Source organism: Brevibacillus fortis, assembly GCF_003013395.1.
GTDB lineage: Bacteria > Bacillota > Bacilli > Brevibacillales > Brevibacillaceae > Brevibacillus > Brevibacillus fortis.
This window is the reverse complement of sequence record NZ_PXZM01000035.1, coordinates 64646-73431: the sequence shown is the minus strand read 5'-3', so window position 1 is coordinate 73431 and position 8786 is coordinate 64646. Positions and strand designations below refer to the sequence as shown.

Annotated in this window: 7 protein-coding genes; 2 read left to right on the top strand and 5 right to left on the bottom strand. The window is 48.2% G+C overall.

The window, feature by feature from the left end; translation table 11 throughout:
• Positions 1–366 precede the first annotated feature (366 nt).
• From C7R93_RS20650 to C7R93_RS20625, 5 genes are all read right to left on the bottom strand, one after another.
• Positions 367–2073: a hypothetical protein gene (locus tag C7R93_RS20650; protein ID WP_106840580.1), complete on the bottom strand. Its 1707-nt coding sequence runs from the start codon at positions 2071–2073 to the stop codon at positions 367–369.
• Positions 2074–2256: 183 nt separating this feature from the next.
• A complete protein-coding gene (locus tag C7R93_RS20645) occupies positions 2257–2922 on the bottom strand; it encodes an ankyrin repeat domain-containing protein (protein WP_106840587.1) in 666 nt (221 codons plus the stop codon).
• Between the two features lie 283 nt (positions 2923–3205).
• Positions 3206–4675 (bottom strand): S-layer homology domain-containing protein, encoded by a 1470-nt coding sequence (locus tag C7R93_RS20635; protein WP_106840579.1) that lies wholly within the window; start codon positions 4673–4675, stop codon positions 3206–3208.
• A gap of 201 nt (positions 4676–4876) precedes the next feature.
• Positions 4877–5572: a response regulator transcription factor gene (locus tag C7R93_RS20630; RefSeq protein ID WP_106840578.1), complete on the bottom strand. Its 696-nt coding sequence runs from the start codon at positions 5570–5572 to the stop codon at positions 4877–4879.
• Between the two features lie 15 nt (positions 5573–5587).
• Positions 5588–7051, bottom strand: coding sequence for a sensor histidine kinase (locus C7R93_RS20625; RefSeq protein ID WP_106840577.1), 1464 nt, complete (start codon positions 7049–7051; stop codon positions 5588–5590).
• Positions 7052–7220: 169 nt separating this feature from the next.
• Between C7R93_RS20625 and C7R93_RS20620 the strand changes: the two genes are divergently transcribed.
• Positions 7221–8018: a carbon-nitrogen hydrolase family protein gene (locus C7R93_RS20620; protein WP_106840576.1), complete on the top strand. Its 798-nt coding sequence runs from the start codon at positions 7221–7223 to the stop codon at positions 8016–8018.
• A 107-nt stretch (positions 8019–8125) separates the two neighbouring features.
• A complete protein-coding gene (locus C7R93_RS20615) occupies positions 8126–8374 on the top strand; it encodes a hypothetical protein (RefSeq protein ID WP_106840575.1) in 249 nt (82 codons plus the stop codon).
• The last annotated feature ends 412 nt before the right edge of the window (positions 8375–8786 follow it).

The following is an 8786-nucleotide window of genomic DNA, read 5'->3' as shown; positions in this document are numbered from 1 at the left end:
GAGCGCTTCAAACGTAGACAATTTCGAGGACGTACCTCATAAGTGAAGCTTAAATTCCCCGCCATTCATTCCTACGCTAGGTAGGGCTCCAGAGGCGCTTGGACTGGAAATGCGCTTCTTTCCACGCAGCTTTTTGTGCTTCTAGAACGCTGATCCAAGCTTAAAGTGAAATACTGATTACACAAGATGCTGAAACAAAAGATCATCCCCCTCAAAAGACTTCTAGAGACATAACTGACAAAAGGTCTAACCCCCCGAAATAATCCAATGCTTTTCGAAAGTCATGTCACATGTTTGGAAGGAGACCGCCCGAACGAAGAGAGGATATAGGCGACTGGAAAACATGTGGCATGGCTTCTCCCGACCTCAACAGTTGGAGGTCATCGTTCTTTTGGTTGGGTTAAGATAGTAGGCCCGAATCTCCTCCAGTGTTTTCCTTGCAGGCTGCACAAATTCACGGTCCCAATCTTCCGGCGGAGAATCCAGCGATATGCCCTTTTCCTGTAAGGTTCGAAACAGCTCCTTATCCGCTTGCGTAGGTATCCACCACGTGTAGACGGGATTCGTTTTGCCATTGAGTAACGATTCGAACATAAATTTCATGTATGTAGCTGTAGAAAGTTCACCGTAATTGACGTCGAATTCAGGCTCGGGAGCCGGGTAATCTTCTGGATAGCGGAACGGGCCAAAGTGAATGGAAATACCGAGAAAGCCGACAGGTGGAATATTATTTCCATACCCCGGAAGCGAGAACGGCAGATCGGCTGCGAAGTGCAGGCGAATCATGACAGAGTTAATGAATTGCCGTTCGAAGAAACTTTCTTTCTGCCAAATGCCAAGTTCCCGTGAAAGGGTATCCCAGTGAATAATGGACGTATTGTGCGCGAGCCAGAAGGAGGACGACATCTGTTCAAACGTTTTGTAAAATTCCTCATCGTGATCATGGAAGGGATCGAGCATGTCGAACAGGCTGAAGCACCCGTGTTTTCTCCTCCATTTTTGCGCGATGTTCAGAAAATCAATCAATCGTTGGATTCGCAGCTCCGGGCTGCTCTCGTTATTGGCAAACAAATACGTAGCTTCTATCAAATCGGCAGTGAAGTTGCCGTTAACAAAATCCCAGTAATTGATTTCACCAGCTTCTACGCGTTCTTCGTTAATCCGCTTCGTATCCGTTTCCCACCGTGCAAAGGTGGTGACATCAATGCCGAAATAAAGCTCAGGCAACAGGTCGCCCAAAATACTGAAGCGATAAGGGCTGGACTGTTGGAACCAAGTTTTGATGAAGTCCAGGCGAGAAGAGGGAGACACGACTGCGGCCCGCTCCACATAGTTCGTTTTGGCAACGGTTGACTCGAATTCTTCAACGGATGAGGCAATCGCCACGAAAGGGGCTGCCGAGGTCAGGAAGTCTACTCCGTCTTCGTCGTTGTCGTATTGCACAATGATTTGCTGGAAGCTTGCCTCAGCCAAGGGAGATAACACGAGCTGATTCCAACGGTGCGCGGTTGTATCGTCAATGGCGCCGATGACAACGACGGGCTTGTCTGATTCCCCACGAAAAGAAATAGAGGCACCGTTTTGGACGACGATCTTGTTTTGGCAGCGTACGTTGATGGATGTACCAGCCTCAAAGCTGATGGAGGTCCCAGCCGCTATGATGACATCCGCTGGTCCGATCATGTATGGACCATTCTCTGCGGTAAATTCCTCCGATTGATTGATGATCCCTGATAGTCGTTTGTACTTATCCACGTGCAGTTGATAGGTGTGCTGCGGGTCTGGATCAGGCCCAATCGTCAGTTGTACGTAGTAAAGACCTTCTTCCTCCGGAAAAAACGGAAGGATGATGGGCGCGTTCGGACTGTATTCAGCTTCTGCGAGTTTTGTTCGATGGATGTCATAGATTCTGATGGTAGTCAAAGGATGCGTCAGGTTATTCATGTGGATTTCGATAGCGTCTGTAGAGGCAAGAAAGAGCTTGTACATCTCCACCTTGGCTTCAAGGTTAGGAGAAGCTTTTCGGATTCGTTTGTCCGTTTCCAGAATAGATGTATACGAGCTGACGGTCATGTAAAACAGGCTCCTATCAAAAAAAGTGTAGGTATAATGGAATAGTTCACTAGTAATTGACGCCTGAATATAGAAAAAGTTTTGAGTTTTGTAGGGTCTTTTGGGCTAGGGAATAAGAAAAAGGATAGGGGTCAGATGATTTCTGACGATCCTATCCTATCCTTTTTCAATTAGGTTATCTTCTTATTTTCCGCCAGCCTGCGTGAGCATGTCAATCATTTCCTTGTAGCCATGCTTCTTCGCATGTGCAAGAGGCGTAACACCATCGTGATCAGCGAGAGTGACATTGGCTTTGTGCTCGATCAAAAGCTTCACGATTTCTTGATGCTTCTTGCCACCATCGCCCAAAATCACTGCTTCTAAGAGAGCGGTCCAGCCTAGCCTGTTGACGTGATCGATGTTGACATCAGAGGTGGTGAGCAGTTCCTTGACGATCTCGACATGTCCACGATCAGCCGCAGGAATCAAGGCCGTTCCGCCAAAACGGTTTGTAATGGTAGTGTCAGCACCTGCTGCTATCGAAGCTTTTACGAATGCTAGCTGGCCTGCAGCGCTTGCGAAGAGCAGGGGATTGTCTAAGGTGTTGTCTCGGATGTTGATGTTGGCTCCGTGTTCAACCAACAAGTTGAAAATGTCGAGTTGAGCAGAGTGGACCGCGATCATCGCAGAGGTGCGGCCTCTACTATCGGTAGCGTCAATATCTGCGCCTTCTGCAAGCAGCTTCTCAATCGATGCTTTATCTCCTTGACTGGTTGCTGTCAATAAGGCTTGATTCAGCTTATCCATTTCAACTTTCACCGCCTGGGTTGCCTGCTGCTCGCCACTCGTCAAGAGGGTATTCCAATTCATCTCACACCCAGCCAGAGCGATGGCGATCGTCATAAGACCAGTACGCAGTATAGCGAACCCACACCTTTCTTTTGATTCGGATACCTGCATCACACGAAGAGGTAGTTCAAAAAGTCAACTTTTGATCACGAAGTAGTTTTGAAAGTAAATTCGGCGTCGAAAGTAACGTTCTCCTTCGAAGTCCGGTGCTCATGTAGGTTCCCTACACTCCGCTCCTCCTTCTTCAGGTTCTCGCTACTTTCTCGGTGCTGAAAAGTCGACTTTTTGAACATCTACACAAAGACTACTCGACTGTCAGCTCGGCGGAAGATTTGCCAGCCCAATCGCCGACAGGTGTTACCGTGTATGTGGTACCTGCTTTCAGTTTACCATCTTGCTGGATGTCAAACACACCTGTGGTACCTTTGCGGCTGGAATATTTGTACGTCGCCAACAGTTTTTCTCCGTCTGCATTAGTGAGTTCTACGCTGCGTCCGGAGAACAGTTCGTCTCCCGGATCCTCTGTCAGGGTAACGGTGATAGAAGTTTCGCTAGCTGCTTTGGCTTCGCTGATTTCGAGCGGAGCGATTTCTGTTGCGACGAAGGTCGGATTTACGATATTCGCCCAGTCGGAGGAAATGGTGTACGTAACGCCCGGAGTCAGGACCTGGCCTTCTGGGAGACGGAATTTAATTTCTTGCTTGCCGTCTGTTGATTGTGTGAAAGGCACGTATTTCGCTACGATTGGTTGTCCGCCTTCCGGTGTAATCGTCACTTGTCTTGCTTGCATGGAAGGAATGATTTGATACGTTTTGCCGTCTGCGCTGTTGTTTTGATCCAGCACCAATGCATTTGCACCGCGCCCTCCGCTGTAGGCAGAGATGATATATCCGTAATCGATGACACCATTTGCTCGTAGGGACTCGACTTCAAATGTGTCGTTTGTTACTTGGCGCACTTCCGTCATGTCGATCTTGGCTGCGTTGCCTGTGAATGTGCCAGCTTTTTTCCCTTTGTATGTCAAGGTATAGGTGGTTCCTGGCTTTTGAACCGATGTTGGCACGATGTAGGTATTGGTAGATCCTGTTTTTAGGCGCGGCATGTTGGTCAGTGTCAGCCCATCGCTAAAGACGAAGTCTTCTTTTGCTTTGGCAAATGCTTCATTTTCTGCGGTCAACGGAGCGTCGAAGGTCACAATCAATGTAATTTCGTTCAAGGCTTGTACGTTCGTGATGGTCGCTTTATCAGAAGGAATTGCCTGACGAGCCACATTCAAAAGATAAGCGGCTTCACCACGAGTAACGGTGCTGTCTGCGGAGAAGAAGCGTTCTGCCCAGTGATTAACCGATTTCACATCACGCTTGAGCGCTTTTGCAACGATTTGCGTGAATTCAGCATCTGTCACGGTTCCACGCGGATCAAATTGACCATCTTTTGCTTGCATGATATCGAGGGATACCAAATCAACCGCGTATTTATAGAACCAGTCATTTGCTTTCACATCTGTAAACGTTACGGATTTATCTGTTTTGCCGCCTTGCAAACCAAAAGTGTGCGCTACCATTTTTGCAAGCTCGGCACGCGTAACTTGATTATGAATATTACTGCCTTGCATGACGCGCAGCTTGGAGAGTTGAGTAACGGCTTGTTGAATTTCTTGAGCACTCAGGGGAGTGGAAGCTGCTTGCACGTTCAGTGCAGCGTAGGGAAGGGATGCAGTGCCCAAAACGGTTGCGAGCATCATAATTGCGATTTTATTGGAAAACTTTCTCATCAGTTGGTCCTCCTTCAGATCAGTTGCTGTTGTTTGATTACCTGTAGGATAGTCGAGAGACCTAAACTGCCAAGAAACAAGAGATTAATAGAATCTAAAAATGTTCTTAAAAAATTATTAAAAAGCCTCCAGCTTTGACGTGGAGCGGCAAATCCGTCCTCGTTTTCGCTGAAGGCTTTGTGATGGTCATAGTATTCACGCTTAGACAGTAAATCGGTAACCTGCGCCCCAGACCGTCTCGATATACTGCGGATTGGACGGATCGACTTCGATTTTTTCCCGCAGCTTGCGAATATGCACCGTAACTGTGGCGATATCTCCGCTGGAATCCATGCCCCAGATTCGTTCGAACAGCTCATTTTTGTTAAAAACCCGATTCGGGTGCGTCGCTAAAAATTCAAGCAGATTGAATTCTCTTGTCGTGAAAATGACTTCCTGATTGCGTACGTAGACTCTCCTCGATACTTTGTCGATGACGAGACCGCGAATATGAATCTCTGCGTTCGATGGTTGAGTTTGTCGGGCTGTCAAACGCTCGTATCTTGTCAGATGGGCTTTGGCTCTAGCTACTAATTCGCTTGGACTAAATGGCTTTGTAATATAGTCATCGGCACCGAGATTAAAGGCACGGATTTTATCGATCTCTTCTTTTTTGGCGGAGACGATCAGGATCGGCACTTCCTTGACTTGCCTGATCTGGTTGCACAATTCGAAGCCGTCCATGCCAGGAAGCTGTAAATCAACGATGATCAAACTGTAGTCGCCATTGAGGGCAAGCGGCAAGCCTTCGCTGCCAGAGTGGCATAAATCGACCTGAAAGCCGTTCAGTTCAAAATAGTCGCGTTCCAGTTGAGCGATGGTCGTCTCATCTTCAATGATGAGGATGCGTGAAGACATGGAAATGTGCACCTCCTATTGTTTGTGGGTACGTTTTAACGTAAAGAACAGGCTGGTACCTACTCCGTGCTTGCTCTCCACCCAGATCGTGCCACCGTGACCCTCGATGATCTGGCGCGCGATGGAGAGTCCGAGACCGCTACCGCCTGTGGAAGAATTACGGGATTGCTCCACTCGATAAAAGCGCTCGAACAGGTGAGGAATGGCTTCTTGCGGGATACCGATGCCGTTGTCTTTTATTTCAATGGTGGCCCAATCAGCGTCCGCTTGAACCGAGACACAGATAATTTTCTCAGGTTTATCCATGTATTTTTGCGAGTTGCCGATGATGTTTAAGACAGTGCGCTTGATTTTTTCCAGATCGGCGATGACCAGGATGGCTTCTGCTGTGCGCTGATTCCACTGAATCGTGATGCCCTTCTTTTCCAAATCGTAGTGTAGCTCATCGATGCAATCGTCCAAAAACTGCACGATATCCACATGTTCAAACGTAAAGGGCACTTGCTTCAGATCGAGCTTGGAGTAGAGAAACAGCTCATCGACGAGCATATCGAGGTCTACCGCCTTGGAGTAAATGATGTTCACATACTTGTCCATTTTCTCCGGGGTATCAGCCACACCATCACGGATTCCCTCGATGTAGCCCTTAATATTGGTAATCGGTGTACGTAAATCATGCGAGATGTTGGAGATCAATTCTTTGCGGCTTTCTTCGTCCGCAAGGCGCAGCCGCACTGATTCCTGCAATCGTTTGCGCATGTTTTCAAACGCTTCGTTCAGTTGTCCGATCTCGTCCTTTGTTTGCAGATGGAGCTCAAAGTCCAGATTGCCTTCCTTGATGTTCTCAGCCGAATTGCGCAGTAGATCGAGTGGTTTGACGACGCTGCGGGTAATCCAGCGGTACAACAAGACGTTTGCGATGACAATGACACCGAGGAGGAGGAACACGAGAATCGGCAGCAGTTTGCGGATAACCTCACCAAATGGACTGCGCTCACGGATCACAAAGACGCTGCCTTTTGCGCCATCGGAGAACTTGAAGTCAAACTTGGCATACGCATAAAATCTTTCACCGATGTTGAACGTGTTGCGAATCTGGTTGTTGTTCAAGTCATAGGGTGGCAAGCTGTTTTCCAGCTCGGGCTGATTGATGGTGGGGGAGGCAAAGACTTGATTGCTCTCTCTGCGGACATACAGGCCGGCTCGTACCGTTTTGAGCTTGAAATCGTAATCGGCGAGCAGCTCAGCGTTTTGCAACTGGTCCGGCTCATTCTTGGCGAGATATTTCAATTCGAGGAAAATATTCTCTTCCTGTTCTGTGAGCGGATTGAGCTGATAATGCACTTTATAAAAATCGCGAAAGCTGTTGATATCGCCTGTCGCCGCAATCGTAAACAGGCTGGCACCGACGAAAAACGTCAGCAAGCTGATGACTAGCATCCCTGTGTAAGAGAGCAGCAGTTTGATACGGATAGACATGGACTCACCTACTTCCCATGGGGTGAAAATTTATACGCAAGATGACAAGTCCATTATATACAAGACGTCCAGTTGGTAAAGCATATTTGCTTGGAACTCGCTCAAAATCAGTTATACTAGCAAGTAAGAAAACGAGAGCTTTGAATGAATGGGAAGGACGGGGATATTCATGAAAGTAGCAATTGCACAGCTTACAGCAACGATGGATAAGACGCAAAATTTGCAAAAAGCAGCTGATTACATCGCAAAAGCAAAGGCAGCAGGGGTAGATTTTGTAATCTTGCCTGAAATGTACAGTGCACCTGCCACGCCAAAGTCAGGAGTAACGCCAGCGGAGGTAGCGGAAAAGCTGGATGGTCCATTTGTTTCCGGTTTGGCGGAGCTTGCGCGTGAACATGGGGTATACGTGGTTTGCGGCGTGTTTGAATCTATCGAGGGTGACGAAAACCGCGCCTACAATACGACCGTTTTTCTAGGCCGTGAAGGACAGCTGCTTCATGCGTACCGCAAAACACATTTGTACGATGCCTTTTCCTACACAGAATCGGACTTTATCGCGCCTGGGGATAATCCGTATCAAGTGGTGGAAACGGAATTCGGCAAAATCGGGCTGATGGTATGCTACGAGGTGCGCTTCCCAGAAATTGCGAGACAGTTTGCGCTCCAAGGTGCCGATATTTTGTTTGTGCCAGCAGGCTGGGTAGCCGGAGCGATGAAAGAGGATCACTGGGAGACCCTGGTTCGTGCGCGTGCCATTGAAAACACGATGTTTGTATGTGCCGCTGATCAGGTTGGAAATATTTTTGCCGGACGGAGCATGTTCGTCGATCCGATGGGTGTCGTGATCGCCAGTGCAGGGGAAGAAGAAACGTTATTGATCACAGAACTGGATGTAAGTCGGATTGAACGAGTACGGGGCAAATTGCCAAGCGTAGCCAACCGCCGAGCGGAACTGTATACCAATTAAATGCCTATGCACACTTTCTCATTTGTTCAATATGATGGTAACAGATATCCAGTCATTATTTTGGCCTTATGTAAGCGTCACCATCATGAGAGAGGGAGTGTGTACGAATGTTCTGGTTCGTATGGGCTGTCGTCGGTGTGGTCGTTTGGTGGGCAATGAGTATGATCTGTACAGGAAAAGCGGCAGGATCAGGCTGGTGGGCATCGCTCATTGCTGCTCTTTTGGGTAGCTGGCTGGGCGATTTGGTACTGGGTGATTGGCTGTGGATGTGGGCCGGCTTCAACGTCATTGCCGGAGCCGTTGGTGCGGTCGTCGTTACTTGGCTGTGGTGTTTGGTAAGAAAACAACTGCAATAAGCGAAAAGATTTCGTACGACTAACGAACCAGGAATCGTCCAAAGGGGCGGTTCCTGGTTTTCTTATGCAGAGCTGTAGTGGAGAGAAGAATATTTCCAGTCTAGGCTCCAGGCTCCGTCCTGCTGAGGGTTAAGACTGCCCGCTCCGAAGGGATTCGCGGGGAAACGCAAAAGTGGTAGCCGCTTCGTAGCGCGAGCACGTTGCGTTTCTTTTGCCCGCGAATCCCTTCTCCGCTCGGTTGGACTCCACAAGTCGCTACGTCTGGAAATATTCTTCTCTAGCGTGACCGAATACGTTCTGCATTCTTTTAAGGCTTTTAAAACCCGAATAACTCGGAAAGCTCGCAGAGGAAACAGGAGAAAACAGCGAAGATCTTTGGGACTCAGACCGAGACGCAATGCAAAAAGCGAAA